General features: G+C 71.6%; 19 protein-coding genes. 6 read left to right on the top strand and 13 right to left on the bottom strand.

Features of this window, described 5'->3' with window-relative positions; translation table 11 throughout:
- Positions 1–60 precede the first annotated feature (60 nt).
- The 3 genes from AAW13_RS26165 to AAW13_RS26155 form a co-directional block, all read right to left on the bottom strand.
- Positions 61–816: a hypothetical protein gene (locus tag AAW13_RS26165; RefSeq protein WP_107483409.1), complete on the bottom strand. Its 756-nt coding sequence runs from the start codon at positions 814–816 to the stop codon at positions 61–63.
- Between the two features lie 97 nt (positions 817–913).
- Entirely contained in the window at positions 914–1,273 is a 360-nt protein-coding gene (locus AAW13_RS26160; protein ID WP_046732503.1) for a DoxX family protein, read from the bottom strand.
- Positions 1,270–1,752, bottom strand: coding sequence for a cupin domain-containing protein (locus AAW13_RS26155; protein ID WP_046732504.1), 483 nt, complete (start codon positions 1,750–1,752; stop codon positions 1,270–1,272). Before AAW13_RS26155 ends, AAW13_RS26160 begins: the two co-directional genes overlap by 4 nt.
- A gap of 80 nt (positions 1,753–1,832) precedes the next feature.
- On the opposite strand from AAW13_RS26155, the gene AAW13_RS26150 reads away from it, so the two are divergent.
- Positions 1,833–2,741, top strand: a complete 909-nt coding sequence (locus AAW13_RS26150; protein WP_079178975.1) for a LysR family transcriptional regulator — start codon at positions 1,833–1,835, stop codon at positions 2,739–2,741.
- Here the strand turns inward: AAW13_RS26150 and AAW13_RS26145 are convergent.
- Positions 2,672–2,848, bottom strand: a complete 177-nt coding sequence (locus AAW13_RS26145) for a DUF397 domain-containing protein (protein ID WP_240528741.1) — start codon at positions 2,846–2,848, stop codon at positions 2,672–2,674. The two genes, AAW13_RS26150 and AAW13_RS26145, sit on opposite strands and share 70 nt — an antisense overlap.
- A complete protein-coding gene (locus tag AAW13_RS26140) occupies positions 2,845–3,696 on the bottom strand; it encodes a helix-turn-helix domain-containing protein (RefSeq protein WP_046732505.1) in 852 nt (283 codons plus the stop codon). Before AAW13_RS26140 ends, AAW13_RS26145 begins: the two co-directional genes overlap by 4 nt.
- Positions 3,697–3,870: 174 nt before the next feature.
- Here AAW13_RS26140 and AAW13_RS26135 point away from each other — a divergent pair, with 174 nt between their 5' ends.
- Both AAW13_RS26135 and AAW13_RS26130 read left to right on the top strand, forming a co-directional pair.
- Entirely contained in the window at positions 3,871–4,245 is a 375-nt protein-coding gene (locus AAW13_RS26135) for a hypothetical protein (RefSeq protein WP_046732506.1), read from the top strand.
- 27 nt (positions 4,246–4,272) lie between these two features.
- Positions 4,273–4,635, top strand: coding sequence for a DsrE family protein (locus AAW13_RS26130; protein ID WP_046732507.1), 363 nt, complete (start codon positions 4,273–4,275; stop codon positions 4,633–4,635).
- A 16-nt stretch (positions 4,636–4,651) separates the two neighbouring features.
- Here AAW13_RS26130 and AAW13_RS26125 read toward each other — a convergent pair whose 3' ends face one another.
- Complete coding sequence (locus AAW13_RS26125; protein WP_046732508.1) at positions 4,652–5,020, bottom strand: winged helix-turn-helix transcriptional regulator; 369 nt, start codon at positions 5,018–5,020, stop codon at positions 4,652–4,654.
- Between the two features lie 110 nt (positions 5,021–5,130).
- Between AAW13_RS26125 and AAW13_RS26120 the strand changes: the two genes are divergently transcribed.
- Entirely contained in the window at positions 5,131–5,976 is an 846-nt protein-coding gene (locus AAW13_RS26120; protein WP_046732509.1) for an SDR family oxidoreductase, read from the top strand.
- A gap of 25 nt (positions 5,977–6,001) precedes the next feature.
- Here AAW13_RS26120 and AAW13_RS26115 read toward each other — a convergent pair whose 3' ends face one another.
- The 7 genes from AAW13_RS26115 to AAW13_RS26080 form a co-directional block, all read right to left on the bottom strand.
- Positions 6,002–6,265 (bottom strand): DUF3099 domain-containing protein, encoded by a 264-nt coding sequence (locus tag AAW13_RS26115; protein ID WP_046732510.1) that lies wholly within the window; start codon positions 6,263–6,265, stop codon positions 6,002–6,004.
- Between the two features lie 119 nt (positions 6,266–6,384).
- On the bottom strand, positions 6,385–6,672 hold the full coding sequence (locus tag AAW13_RS26110; RefSeq protein ID WP_046732511.1) for a DUF1416 domain-containing protein: 288 nt from the start codon (positions 6,670–6,672) through the stop codon (positions 6,385–6,387).
- Between the two features lie 64 nt (positions 6,673–6,736).
- Positions 6,737–7,576: a sulfurtransferase gene (locus tag AAW13_RS26105; protein ID WP_046732512.1), complete on the bottom strand. Its 840-nt coding sequence runs from the start codon at positions 7,574–7,576 to the stop codon at positions 6,737–6,739.
- Positions 7,577–7,991: 415 nt separating this feature from the next.
- Positions 7,992–8,729: an LmeA family phospholipid-binding protein gene (locus AAW13_RS26095; protein WP_046732513.1), complete on the bottom strand. Its 738-nt coding sequence runs from the start codon at positions 8,727–8,729 to the stop codon at positions 7,992–7,994.
- Positions 8,730–9,005: 276 nt separating this feature from the next.
- On the bottom strand, positions 9,006–10,115 hold the full coding sequence (locus AAW13_RS26090; RefSeq protein ID WP_046732514.1) for a hypothetical protein: 1,110 nt from the start codon (positions 10,113–10,115) through the stop codon (positions 9,006–9,008).
- Between the two features lie 9 nt (positions 10,116–10,124).
- Positions 10,125–10,379, bottom strand: a complete 255-nt coding sequence (locus tag AAW13_RS26085; RefSeq protein WP_046732515.1) for a MoaD/ThiS family protein — start codon at positions 10,377–10,379, stop codon at positions 10,125–10,127.
- Positions 10,380–10,416: 37 nt separating this feature from the next.
- Entirely contained in the window at positions 10,417–11,253 is an 837-nt protein-coding gene (locus tag AAW13_RS26080) for an alpha/beta hydrolase (protein ID WP_071659688.1), read from the bottom strand.
- Positions 11,254–11,432: 179 nt separating this feature from the next.
- On the opposite strand from AAW13_RS26080, the gene AAW13_RS26075 reads away from it, so the two are divergent.
- Together AAW13_RS26075 and AAW13_RS26070 are read left to right on the top strand one after the other, a co-directional pair.
- Complete coding sequence (locus AAW13_RS26075; RefSeq protein ID WP_046732517.1) at positions 11,433–12,221, top strand: response regulator transcription factor; 789 nt, start codon at positions 11,433–11,435, stop codon at positions 12,219–12,221.
- 108 nt (positions 12,222–12,329) lie between these two features.
- Entirely contained in the window at positions 12,330–13,352 is a 1,023-nt protein-coding gene (locus AAW13_RS26070; RefSeq protein ID WP_046732518.1) for a LacI family DNA-binding transcriptional regulator, read from the top strand.
- The last annotated feature ends 91 nt before the right edge of the window (positions 13,353–13,443 follow it).

The following is a 13,443-nucleotide window of genomic DNA, read 5'->3' as shown; positions in this document are numbered from 1 at the left end:
CGGCGGGGGCGGTGGGGGGGTTCGGCGGTGTGGGGTTCTGCGGGGGTTCCGGGTGCTCGCTCACAGCTGCTCCATCTGCCGCGTCGCCAGATCCATGACCTTCGCCTTCGGGATCGGCTTCGTGTCGTAGATCCAGATCTCCATGGCGATGTCCCCGCGCCACGCGTGCGCCTCCGCCGAGTACAGGCTCACGCCGTAGCTCGTGTCGGGCTTGTGGTGGACGTACGCCATGCCGTCGCCGGTGCCGGGTATCGGCCAGCCGTCGGTGTCGTGGTCGTCCGGCGGCTGGGCGTTGTCGTACCCGGCGCCCGCGTCGTCGGCGGCCTGCGTGCCGACCTCCGTCTCGCGGTACTGGACCAGCCGGATCTCCACGGTGTACGTACTGTCCTCACGCCAGTCGACGACGGCCACCCGGCGGAGTTCGTCCAGCTTGGCCAGCCGGCGGAAGGCGTTGGCCGGGCTCTGGAACTCCTCCGCGTACACGGCCAGGTCCATCCACCCGTCGTCGCCCGCCTCGATCAGGGCCTTGCGGGCCCCGGCGGGCTTGCGCAGCAGCAGTTTGCGCAGATCACCGTCGGTCTTGACCTTCCGGTCCCGGGCCGCCGACAGCGGCTCGGGACCGGCGCCCTTCGCCTGCGCGAGGGACGGCTGGGAGAGCGACGGCAGGGCGGTGGGCGCGCGGTCGGCCTGGACGAGGTAGCCGACACAGGTGCCCGCGACGACGCCGAGCACGGCGGCGGTGGCGATCAGGGCGGCCGTACGGCCTCGGGCACGTCTCGCGGGCGGTGTGTCGGGTGGCGCTTCTGGTGTCTCCAAGGGGTCCCCCTGTGCGAACGGAGGCGCGGGTTCCTCGATCCGCGCCGCACAGGAGACTCATGGCCCGGTCACTGAGTTGTACAGCGATTGATCACGATCAGGACACCGCCGCGAGCGGACAGGTCGCCGCCGCCACGATCAGCAGCCCCGCGTTCAGGACGAGTTGGCGGTCCCCCATCCTCAGGTGGACTCCGATCGCGCCGAGTTGGAGGAGGACGAACCCGGCTGCGGCGGCCGTCGCCGCCCAGGGCGCGATCCCGGTCGGCGGCGGCAGGAGCAGGCCGACCGCGCCCAGCACCTCGACGGCGCCGATCGCCCGCACGGCCGCCATCGGCAGGTCGTCCACCCACGCCATCATCGGCCGCAGCGCCTCGCGGCTCCGCACCGCCTTCAGCCCGCCCGCATAGAGGTAGAAGAGCGCGAGGGGACCGGCCAGGATCCAGTACGCGGTTCTCATGAGGCGGCGGGCTCGGTGGCGTAGCGGCCCATCACCTCGATGTTCGCCTGCCGGGTCGGTGCCGTACCGGCCGCGAACATGTCCCGCAGGTCCCGGAAGTACTGCACGTACAGGTCGGGCGTGAACGTGCTGAGCATGACGGCGGGTGCGTCGGTGACGTTGGCGAAGGTGTGCGGGGCGCCGGGCGGGACCATGACGAGCGTGCCGGCCGTGGCGTCGTAGTCGTCGTCCCCGACCGTGAACCGCACCGAGCCGGAGATGACGTAGAAGCCTTCGTCGTGCCGCGCGTGACGGTGCTGTGGCGGCCCCGGGGTGTGCGGTGCGAGCACGGACTCGGCGAGGCCGAGGCGGTGGCCGGTGGTGCGGCCGTCCTCCAGGACGCGCATGCGGGTGGTGCCGAGGACCAGCACCTCTCCGTCGTCGGGGCCGACCACGGAGACCGCCGGGATGTCAGGGTGGATGTCGTCGTGAGTCGTCATGCCCCGATTCGACGGCCGGGGCGGTACCGCTGTCCAAGACCTGTTCCGCCGCCTCGATACCCGATCGGTATCGTGGCCGCATGGAGCTACGGACGCTGCGCTATTTCGTGGCCGTCGCCGAGGAACTCCACTTCGGCCGGGCCGCCGCACGGCTCCACATGAGCCAGCCCCCGCTGAGCCGTGCGATCAAGGCGCTGGAGGCGGAGACCGGGGCCGTGCTCCTCGAGCGCTCGTCGGCCGGGGTCGCTCTCACCCCCGTCGGGGCGGTCCTGCTCGCCGAGGCGCGTGCGCTGCTCGACCGGGCCGACACGCTGCGCGTCCGCGTCGCCGTGGCGGCCGGGGCGGCCGTCCTCACGGTCGGGCTGCTCGGCGACAGCACGGACCCCGGTGTGACCCGGCTGGCCCGCGCCTTCCGCGCCCGCCACCCGGGCGTCGAGATCCACGTCCGCGAGACCGACCTCACGGATCCCACCTGCGGGCTGCACGCGGGCGCCGTGGACATCGCCCTGACCCGGGCCCCCTTCGACGAAACCGGGCTGACGGTAAGGGAGTTGCGGGCCGACCCGGTGGGTGCGCTGCTGCGCGCCGACGATCCGCAGGCCCGCCGGGAGAGCCTGCGGCTCGCCGATCTGGCCGGCCGGCGGTGGTTCCGGTTCCCGGACGGCACGGACGGGCAGTGGCAGTCGTACTGGAGCGGCGGGGAGGAGCGGGAGGGGCCGGTGGTGCGTGCGGTTCAGGAATGCCGGCAGGCGGTGCTGTGGAACGGCACGGTCGGCATGACCCTGGCCGGCCACGACCCCGGCGACGGGCTCGTGGTGGTACCGGTCAGCGACATGGCGCCCAGCCGGGTGGTGCTGGCCTGGCGTGAAGGCGACGGAAACCCGCTGCTGCGTTCGTTCACACAGGTGGCGGCCGCCGCCTACCGCCCCTGCCTGACCCCGTCCACGAAGGCAGCCCAGGCCGAGGCTTCGAAGAGAAGGGTCCCGTAGGAGGGAGCTTTGCTGTCACGCACGGGGACGTGAGAGGGGTGACCGGCGGCGACTTCGAGGCAGTTGCCACCGTCGGAGTTGCTGTAGCTGCTCTTGCGCCACGTCACATGGCTTGGGTCGATGGCTCGCACGGCACTTCCTCCAACACTCGCAAGATGAACGTCCGCGACTCACCGGGGGGCAGAGCCCGGTCACGTACGTCATCATATGTGCGGTGCAGACGCTCAACCCTGCCTGTTTCTTCGATGAGTTCGCCCCGTACGTCGTTCTCTGCATAGGCGACGGTGCGGCCGTCCAGCAACCGTAGGAACATGGTGTCGGTGCTGTCCAAGCCGTGCAGTCCGGTACCGAACGGCAGCACATGGAGGCTGATGTTGGGGCGCTCCGCAGCCTCCAGCAGATACTCCAGCTGTACGCGCCAATCCTGCTGATCACGCAGCGAATTGCGCAGCGCCGCCTCGAAGAGAATGACGCGGAACGGCGGTGCGTCAGCTCCCTCCAGCACGGTCCGACGGCCGATTCGCGCCTCGACCTGCTGGTGCAACTCCTCGTCCTTCAGACCACCGGCCGTGAGCGCCTCACGTGCGTACCCGGCCGTCTGAAGCAGCCCCGGAGGCCTGCTGACGGAGTACTGCCACAGGCTGACGGCCTCCGCTTCCAGCACCATGTACCGCCGGTACTGCTCCTTGAACTGCGACGGGTCGCCGACCGCCAGCTCCCACAGGGCCAGCAATAAGCCGGGTGTCCCGTAGTACTGGTCCAGCGCCTCCACGACCTCCGGGCTGCCCAGGCTCCGCCCGCTCTCCATCTTTCCGAAGTTGGACGCGTCCCAGCCCAGTTCGCCGGCCAGTTCCCGCAGGCTCACGCCCCGTTCCGCCCGCAGCAGCCGCAGTTCCTCCGCGAACCGCTGCCGGGGCTCCTGGCTTCGGCCCGTCACCACCCGCCTCTGCGGCATCGCACCCCTCCCACGCCACATGGAATTTATGGAATTAGCGCCGCCAGACGGGGAAGAACCGCACCTCATCGGCGTGCCTACCCCGCTCCCGGGCCATGCTCGTAGCAGCCTCGACACGCAGAGTAGTCCAACTCTCGCATTTCGTATAGATGTTGGACGAAAGGAGCAAATGCCATGGAGCCCGGAACCCTGCTCTACGACACCGCCACCGACCAGGTCGGCGAGTACCGGGACCGGTCGGGGCCGTACGCGATACTGCGTCCCGTCGGCGGCGGCAGAGAGTGGGAGGCGGATCCCGCGACGCTACGGCCCGCCACCGACAGGGAGCGGATCAGCGCCGGCGTACGCGCGGCGAACGACCGTACCCGGTCCGTACCACCGGATCCGGAGGACCTCAGCCGGCCACCCCGGCCGGTGCCCGGCTGCGCCGAGTGCGCGGAGCTGGGCGACCGGCGGGAGAGCGCGCTCGTCGCGTACGACCACAGCGCGGCCGTCGACGCGAACGTCCTGCTGCGCCAGCACCAGCGCGCCGGTACGTGCCGTACGTGACCGCGACCGCCGGATTACGCTGCGGGCATGGCTAAGAAGCTCGTGATCAAGGTGACGGCCGGGGCGGACGCCCCCGAGCGGTGCTCGCAGGCGTTCACGGTGGCGGCGGTGGCGGTGGCCAGCGGCGTCGAGGTGTCGATGTGGCTGACCGGGGAGTCCGCGTGGTTCGCGCTGCCGGGGCGGGCGGCCGAGTTCGAGCTGCCGCACGCCGCGCCGCTGCCCGACCTGGTCGACTCGATCCTGGCGGGCGGCACGCTCACCCTGTGCACCCAGTGCGCGGCCCGCCGGGACATCACGGAGAAGGACGTGATCGAGGGCGTACGGATCGCCGGCGCGCAGGTGTTCGTGCAGGAGGCGATGGCCGAGGGCACGCAGGCGCTCGTCTACTAGGGACGCCGGGGCGGCGCTAGGAGCGGGGGCCGCCCGCGTCGTCGTAGCGCTGCCGGGCCTGCTCGACCTGGCCGAGGTTGGTGCCGGCCCAGTCGGCGAGGTGGGCGAAGAGCGGGGCGAGGGTGGTGCCGAGTTCGCTGATCTCGTACTCGACGCGGGGCGGCACCTCGGGGTGGTAGGTGCGCACGACCAGGCCGTCCCGCTCCAGCCGGCGCAGGCGCTGGGTGAGCACCTTCGGGGTGATGCCCGTGATGCGCCGCTCCAGCTCCACGAAACGGTGGCGGCCGAAGGTGTGCAGCGACCAGAGGACCGGTGTGGTCCAGCGGCTGAACACGATGTCCACGACCGGGGAGATCGGGCAGGCCAGCTCGGGGTCGGTCTCCATCGGTCAGTACACCCCTCCGAGGTAGTCACTTTCCTGTAGGTACCTACTATATCGACGCTGTTAGCGTCCCTGTCATCGCTGAAGACACCGGCGGAACACGGGAGTTGAGCATGATCGTGGTGACGGGTGCGACCGGGAACGTCGGACGGTCGCTGGTGCGGACCCTGGCGGAGGCCGGGGAGCGGGTGACGGCGGTCTCGCGGGGCACGGCTCCGGTGGAACTGCCGGACGGGGTGGTGCACCGGCGCGGGAATCTGGCCGAGCCGGGGAGCCTGCGGGCCGCCTTCGAGGGTGCCGAGGCGCTGTTCCTGCACGACGGCGGCACGGGCGGGCACGGCCTCGACGCGCGGGCCGTGCTGGACCTGGCACGGGAGGCCGGGGTGCGGCGGGTGGTGCTGCTCTCCTCGCAGGGCGTGGTGACCAGGCCGGAGTCGCCCTCGCACGGCGGGCTGATGCGCGCGGTCGAGGAGGCGGTGCGCGCCTCGGACCTGGGCTGGACGATCCTGCGCCCCGGCGGTTTCGCGTCCAACGCCTTCGCCTGGGCGGAGTCGGTGCGCGCCGAGCGCACCGTGGCCGCGCCGTTCGGGGACGTCGGGCTGCCCGTCGTCGATCCGGCGGACGTCGGCGAGGTGGCCGCCACGGCCCTGCGCAAGGACGAGCACACCGGCAGGGTCTACGAGCTGAACGGGCCGGCCGCCGTCACGCCCCGGCAGCAGGCCGCGGCGATCGGGGCGGCCCTCGGTGAGCCGGTGCGGTTCGTGGAGCTGAGCCGGGCGGCGGCGCGGGAGCGGATGGCGGCGTTCATGCCGGAGCCGGTGCTGGAGACGACGCTGGCCGTGCTCGGTGAGCCCACCGCGGCCGAACTCCGGCTCAGCCCGGACGTGGCCGCGGTGCTGGGCCGCCCGCCCCGGGCCTTCGCCGAGTGGGCCCGGCGCAACGCGGCCGCGTTCCGGTAGGCGCCCGGCCTCCGCCGGGACCGGCTCAGGGCCGCGGGGGCTTCTTGCCGTCCAGCTCGTCCCACCACTCGTCGGACTCGGGATCACCGGACGGGTCGTCCCACCAGCGGTCGTCGGGACCGCGACGGTTCGCCACCATCGCGGCGACCGGCGGGATGACCATGGCCACCACGCACATGCCCACCGCGACGGGGACGGACCAGATGCGCACGACTCCCCACGCCAGGACGAAGAGCCCGATGCAGATCCCCATCATGACGAAGTAGGTACGACGCCGACGAGCCAGCATGACTCCAGAGTAGGTCCGGCGCCCCGACACGGCGCAGGGGCCGCGGCCCGGGTCGGAAACCCGGGCCGCGGCCCCTGGCCGTGGTGCTGTCGGTGCCGGCGTCGCCGGCGCCGCTGTCCTCAGACCGCGATCGCGACCTCGGCGAGGCCGCCCTGCTGGGCGACGACCGTGCGGTCGGCGGTACCGCCGGGAACGAGGGCGCGGACGGTCCAGGTGCCCTCCGCCGCGTAGAAGCGGAACTGTCCGGTGGCGGAGGTCGGGACCTCCGCGGTGAACTCGCCGGTCGAGTCCAGGAGGCGGACGTAGCCCACCACCGGCTCGCCGTCGCGGGTCACCTGACCCTGGATCGTGGTCTCACCGGGCTTGATCGTCGAGGGGTCCGGGCCGCCGGCCTTCGCTCCACACATGCGTTACTCCTGTTGAGGTCTTGAAAGGTCGGTCTGAGGGGACGTGCGGGGGCTCGCGCGTGGCCTACTTGTTGGCGCCGAGCTCGATCGGGACGCCGACGAGGCTGCCGTACTCGGTCCAGGAGCCGTCGTAGTTCTTGACGTTCTCGACGCCGAGCAGCTCGTGCAGGACGAACCAGGTCAGGGCCGAGCGCTCACCGATACGGCAGTACGCGATGGTGTCCTTGGCGAGGTCCACCTGCTCCTCGGCGTAGAGCTCCTTGAGCTCGTCGTCCGACTTGAAGGTGCCGTCGTCGTTGGCGTTCTTCGACCACGGGATGTTGCGGGCGGACGGGACGTGGCCCGGACGCTGCGACTGCTCCTGCGGCAGGTGGGCCGGGGCGAGCAGCTTGCCGGAGAACTCGTCGGGGGACCGCACGTCGACGAGGTTCTGCGAGCCGATGGCCGCCACGACGTCGTCGCGGAAGGCGCGGATGGCGGTGTTCTGCGGCTTGGCGGTGTAGGTGGTCTCCGGGCGCTCCGGGACCTCCTCGACCAGCTCGCGGGCGTCCAGCTCCCACTTCTTGCGGCCGCCGTCGAGAAGCTTCACGTTCTCGTGGCCGTAGAGCTTGAAGTACCAGTAGGCGTAGGACGCGAACCAGTTGTTGTTGCCGCCGTAGAGGATCACCAGCGTGTCGTTGGCGATGCCCTTCGCCGACAGGAGCTTCTCGAAGCCCTCCTGGTCGATGAAGTCGCGGCGGACCGGGTCCTGAAGGTCCTTGGTCCAGTCGATGCGGATCGCGTTGCGGATGTGGTTCTTCTCGTAGGCGGACGTGTCCTCGTCCACCTCCACGATCGCGATCTCCGGGTTGTCCAGGTTCTCCTGGACCCAGTCGGCGTCGACCAGGACGTCGCTGCGGCTCATGCTCTTCTCTCCTCCGGGGCAGTTGCGGCGGGGTGTGGCGAGTGCGGGTGGTGCGCGGCGGGGCGCACGGATGCCCTCGGCATGGGAGGGCAGGGGGATGCGGAGGCAGCGGCCTCCACGTCAGAAGGGGCGACAGAGCATGGCGGCGACGCGGCACAGGTCGACTGCCCGCCGCTTCGTGAGATCCGCCTGTCGCTTCATAACGCCCGATCGTAGGGACGGATAACCGGGCATGTCACCGGCATGTCGCATGTTGAGACACGATCGTCCGAATTGTGGGACGGTACGCCCGTCCGGGCGCGCGCCGAGGGGCCGGCGGGCGTCCGCACCCGTCGTCACATCTGCGGTACGGACACCACCGTCTCGCCAGCTGGACCGCCGTGGCCGGCCGACCGGGGCGTCGCCGTGGCGCTTCCTACCCGGCCAGCTTGACGTTCGAACCCTTCACCGCGATCTTCACACCGTCCTGCACGGCCTCCACCTTGTCCAGCCGGACACCGCCGGGGAGCTGGTCGATCGCCTGCTGGAAGTCGGAGGCCTGCCGGAAGCGGTTCTCCACGAGGGTGACCCCGGCGAGTTTGGGGAGGCTGTCGGCGTGCACCTCGACGGAGTTGTCCTTCACCGTGACCGAGCTGAGCACGGGCACCTTCTGGTGGGCGTCGACGCCGGGGACGGTGAGGTCGAGGGTGACCTTGATCTTGCCGTTGCCGCCGTCGGCGAGACCGACGACCCTGCCGGTGAAGCCGAGGCCGAGGTCGGTGGGCTGGGTGTCCACGTTCTTCAGCAGCTCGCTGTAGGAGATCAGCGCGCTGCCGGTGGCGGTGCGGGCGGTGGCGGAGCTGTAGTCGCCGGTGAAGCTGACGTCCTTCATGTCGGCGTTCAGGTCCTCGATGCGGATGGTCCTGCCTGCGGTGCCGGTGGCCGCGTCGTAGTCCTTGATGCCGACCTCGACGTCGTCCAGGGTGCCGCTCGCGACCTGGGTGAGGAACGGGAAGCCCTTGATGGAGACGTCGGGAGTGCTCGCCAGGTCCTCCGTCGTCCTCAGCTTGCCGGCGGCCTCGCCCTCGGCGAAGTGCACGGCGACGCGGTCGACGACCACGAAGAGGATGCCGAGGATCACGACGACGATCAGGAGTATTCGCAGGGCGCGCATGTGGTGGGGTCCCCAGGGGTCGACGGATCCGGCAGTTCCCTCTCGCCTGCCCACGCTAGCCCTGCGGGAACGGGGACACCGGGGATTGTCGACCACCTGTGACAGTAGGGGCACCGAGGTCGCATGTCGGCTGCGGGCCGGTGGGGGCTGATCGCGCAGTTCCCCGCGCCCCTGAAGGGGCGCTCACACCGACGCCCTGCTTTTAGGGGCGCGGGGAACTGCGCGATCAGCCCCCCACGCACCCGCGGTCGGTGAACTACCCGGCTGTGGCAGCCGTCAGTGCAGGATCCAGATGGCGGGGGCCGCTGCCGTCAGGGGGAGGGCCACGCCTGCTGTGAAGTGGACGAACCTGGACGGGTAGTCGTAGCTCGCCGCCCGGTGGCCGATGAGGGCGCAGACCCCCGCCGCCGCCCCGATCAGCGCACCCCTCGTACCGACGCCCGTCATACCGCCCACCGCGATACCCGCACCGGCCGCCGCGAGCAGCGCGACCACCACCGACGCCGGGGTCGGCAGCGGCAGCGCCCTCGCGAGGACGGCCACCGCGACCGCCGCCGCGCCCACCGACACCGTGTCCGGGTCCGCGCCCAGGTAACCCGTCGCGATGATCGCCAGCGCGGAGGACGCGACCGTGGCCATCAGGCCGTACATACGGGTGTCGGGGTCCGCGTGCGAGCGGAGCTGGAGGACCAGGGTGAGCAGGACCCAGACGCCCAGCGGGCCGAGGATCGCCGCCGGCGCCTGGTCGCGGCCCGCGACGAGCACCGCCACGTCCGCCGTCACACCGCCGAGGAAGGCCAGGGCGATGCCCTGCCGGGCGGGCCACATGCCGTTCAGCCGGAACCAGCCCGCCGCCGTGACCGCCTGGAGGACCACCAGGGGGACGACCAACGCGTACGAGGAGACCGGCGCCGTCGCCGCCAGCAGCAGGCCGAGCAGCGCGGTGAGCAGCGCCGGCTGCATGCCCGGTTCGATGATCGGCGAGCGGCCCTCCAGCCGGGCCCGCTGCGCGTCCGTGATGCGCGCGTTGCCGGCGAGGGTCGCGGGACCGTAGCCCTGGTCGGACTCGGCGGGCGCGGACGCGGCGGGCGCGGACGCGGCGGCCGGGGTGGCGACGGGGGCCGGCTGAGCGGCGTACGCCTGCGGCTGCGACGGCTGCTGGGGCTGCTGGGGCTGTTCCGCGACGTACGGCCGTTCGTAGGACTGCGGCGGCATGTACGCCGTCTCCGCGGCCGCCGGGACCGGGGCGTGCGTCTGCGTCTCCCAGGTCTGGCCCTGCCACTGCTGAGTGGCGTACTGCTGCTCGTCGTACCCCCACTGCTGGGGCTGCTGGGGCTGCTGGGGCTGCTGGTAAGGGTCGTAGCCCTCGTACGGCTGGTTGCTCATCGCTCTCGCTCACCCTCCTGCGAACGGCGGGAGCACCTCGACCGTGCCGCCCTCGGCCAGCCGTACCGTCTCATGCTCGCGCCTGCCCACGGGGTCACCGTCGATGAGGAAGGAGCAACGCCGCAGGACCCGCGCCAGTTCACCGGGGTGTCGCGTGCGCACGGCGGTCAGCGCCGCGGCGAGGGTGTCCGCTTCGTACGGCTCCTCGGCGACACCGGCGGCGGCCTTCGCGGCGGCCCAGTAGCGCACCGTGACCTTGGGCATCGGATTTCCTTCGGGTTCGGCTGTGTACAGGGTCAGGCTAGCCCGCCCGCGCGACCGCCCAGTCGCCGATCCTGGCCAGCAGCCGGTCGTCCGCCGCGTGTTCGGCGTGGCCCATGCCCGGCTCCAGCCACAGCTCCGCGGCGCCGCCCGCCGCCGTGGCCAGCATCTGCGGGTGGTCGACGGGGAAGTAGCCGTCGCTGTCGCCGTGCACGACCAGCAACGGGGTGGAGGCGATCCTCGGCACCGCCTCCACCGGGGACAGCGGCACCGGGTCCCAGTCGCGGTGGTGGATGCGGGTGTGGAAGCCGTAGCGGCCGACCAGCCGGCCCTCGGGCCGGGTGACCAGCCAGTGCAGGCGGCGCATGGGGGCGGTGCCCCGGTAGTACCAGCGGGCCGGGGACGAGACCGAGACGACGGCGTCCACCCCGCCGTGCAGCGCCGCGTGCCGCAGCACCACCGAACCGCCCATCGAGAAGCCGACGGTCACCACGCGGGTGTGCCCGAAGCCGCGCGCCCAGGCCACCGCCGCGTCCAGGTCGAGCACCTCGCGGTCGCCGACGGTGGTACGGCCGCCGGAGCGGCCGTGGCCCCGGAAGGAGAAGCTGACCACCGGGCCGTAATCCGCGAGCGCGGCCACCACCCGTCGTACGTGTGGCCGGTCCACGTCTCCCGTGAAACCGTGGGCCATGACGAACACCAGGTCACGGGCGAGTGGCGGCGAGCTGTCGTATACGACGGAGGCGGGATCGTATACGGAATCGACGGAAACACCGTCGGCGGTGCGCAGAAACGTCCGGATAGGGGTGCTTCTGCTTGTCTCACAGTGCGGACGAACGGTGGAACTGCCCACATGACCTGCCGGACCGTTGCTCATGTGGGCTATTCTGCTGGGCAGAGGACTCGGGCGACGCCGCCACCGGGTCCTTTTGTGCTTTCGGAAGAGCTGTATACGAAGCGGGAAACTCCAGGTGACCGCCGAGGTACGGGGACTCGGGAGCGCAGCGCAGTGTCATTGCACACAGTCCTCGCAGGGACCGAGGAGGAACCAGACAAATGAGTTCTCTGCTGCTCCTGACCAACGCCCTCCAGCCGTCTACGGAGGTGCTGCCGGCCCTCGGCCTGCTCCTGCACAACGTGCGGGTGGCCCCGGCCGAAGGCCCCGCCCTCGTCGACACCCCGGGTGCCGACGTCATCCTCATCGACGGCCGCCGCGATCTGCCGCAGGTGCGCAGCCTGTGCCAGCTGCTGCGGTCCACCGGCCCCGGCTGCCCGCTGGTCCTGGTCGTCACCGAGGGCGGTCTCGCCGCCGTCACCGCCGACTGGGGCATCGACGACGTGCTCCTCGACACCGCGGGCCCCGCCGAGGTCGAGGCGCGGCTGCGGCTCGCCATGGGCCGCCAGCAGATCGTCGCCGACGACTCCCCCATGGAGATCCGCAACGGCGACCTCTCGGTCGACGAGGCGACGTACAGCGCGAAGCTCAAGGGCCGGGTCCTCGACCTCACCTTCAAGGAGTTCGAGCTGCTGAAATACCTGGCCCAGCACCCGGGCCGGGTGTTCACTCGCGCACAGCTGCTCCAGGAGGTCTGGGGGTACGACTACTTCGGCGGCACCCGGACCGTCGACGTGCACGTACGACGGCTGCGCGCCAAGCTCGGCGTCGAGCACGAGTCCCTGATCGGCACCGTCCGGAACGTCGGTTATCGATTCGTTACGCCCGAGAAGGGCGAGCGTGCCGGTGACGAGGCCAAGGCGCGGGAGGCGCGGGCCGACCGCGCAAAGGCGGCGGATGCGGACGCATCGGCCGCCCTGAGCGAGGTCGAGGTGTCCGCGGAGGCGTAGTCCGTCGTCCGGGCGAGGCATGGCCGTCGCCCGGACGGGGCATTGCTCCCGCAAGCGAAGCACCGGTTCGCCCTGCCCAGCGCGGGTCCATCCGCGTAGACTCCGCGCGTGGCCAAGGTGACTCGGGATGATGTGGCGCGGCTGGCGGGGACTTCCACCGCCGTGGTCAGCTATGTCATCAACAACGGACCCCGGCCGGTCGCCCCGGCAACGCGCGAGCGTGTTCTCGCCGCGATCAAGGAACTGGGGTACCGGCCCGACCGGGTCGCCCAGGCGATGGCCTCCCGGCGCACCGACCTCATAGGCCTGATCATCCCGGACGCCCGCCAGCCGTTCTTCGGCGAGATGGCGCACGCGGTCGAGCAGGCCGCGTCCGAGCGCGGGAAAATGGTGCTGGTCGGCAACACCGACTACGTCGCCGAGCGCGAGGTCCACTATCTGCGCGCGTTCCTCGGGATGCGGGTCTCCGGCCTCATCCTCGTCTCCCACGCGCTCAACGACCTGGCCGCCGCCGAGATCGACGCCTGGGACGCCCGGGTGGTGCTGCTGCACGAGCGGCCCGAGGCGATCGACGACGTGGCCGTGGTCACGGACGACCTGGGCGGCGCCCAGCTCGCGGTGCGCCACCTGCTGGAGCACGGCTACGAGTACGTGGCCTGTATGGGCGGTACGGCCGACACCCCGGCCGTCGGCGACCCGGTCTCCGACCACGTCGAGGGCTGGAAGCGGGCGATGGCGGAGGCGGGGCTGCCCACGGAGGGGCGGCTGTTCGAGGCGCCGTACAACCGGTACGACGCGTACAAGGTGGCGCTGGAGGTGCTGGCCGGGCCCGACCGGCCGCCGGCGGTCTTCTGCTCCACCGACGACCAGGCGCTCGGCGTGCTGAGGGCGGCGCGGGAGCTGCGGCTCGACGTGCCGGGGGAGCTGGCGGTGGCCGGCTTCGACGACATCAAGGAGGCGGCGCTGGCGGATCCGCCGCTGACGACGATCGCGTCGGACCGGCCGGCGATGGCGCGCGCCGCGGTGGACCTGGTGCTGGACGACGGGCTGCGGGTGGCCGGCTCCCGGCGGGAGCGCCTGAAGACGTTCCCGTCGAGGCTGGTGGTACGCGGCTCCTGCGGCTGCGGGTAGCCCTTCGGCCGCGGGTGGCTCTTCGACCGCGGGTAGCCCTTCGGCCGCGGGTGCCTCTTCGGCCGCGGGTGGCTCTTCGGCTGCGGGTGCG

Origin of the sequence: Streptomyces humi (assembly GCF_001005085.2) — a bacterium.
Taxonomy (GTDB): Bacteria; Actinomycetota; Actinomycetes; order Streptomycetales; family Streptomycetaceae; genus Streptomyces; species Streptomyces humi.
This window is presented reverse-complemented; position numbering and strand designations above follow the sequence as displayed.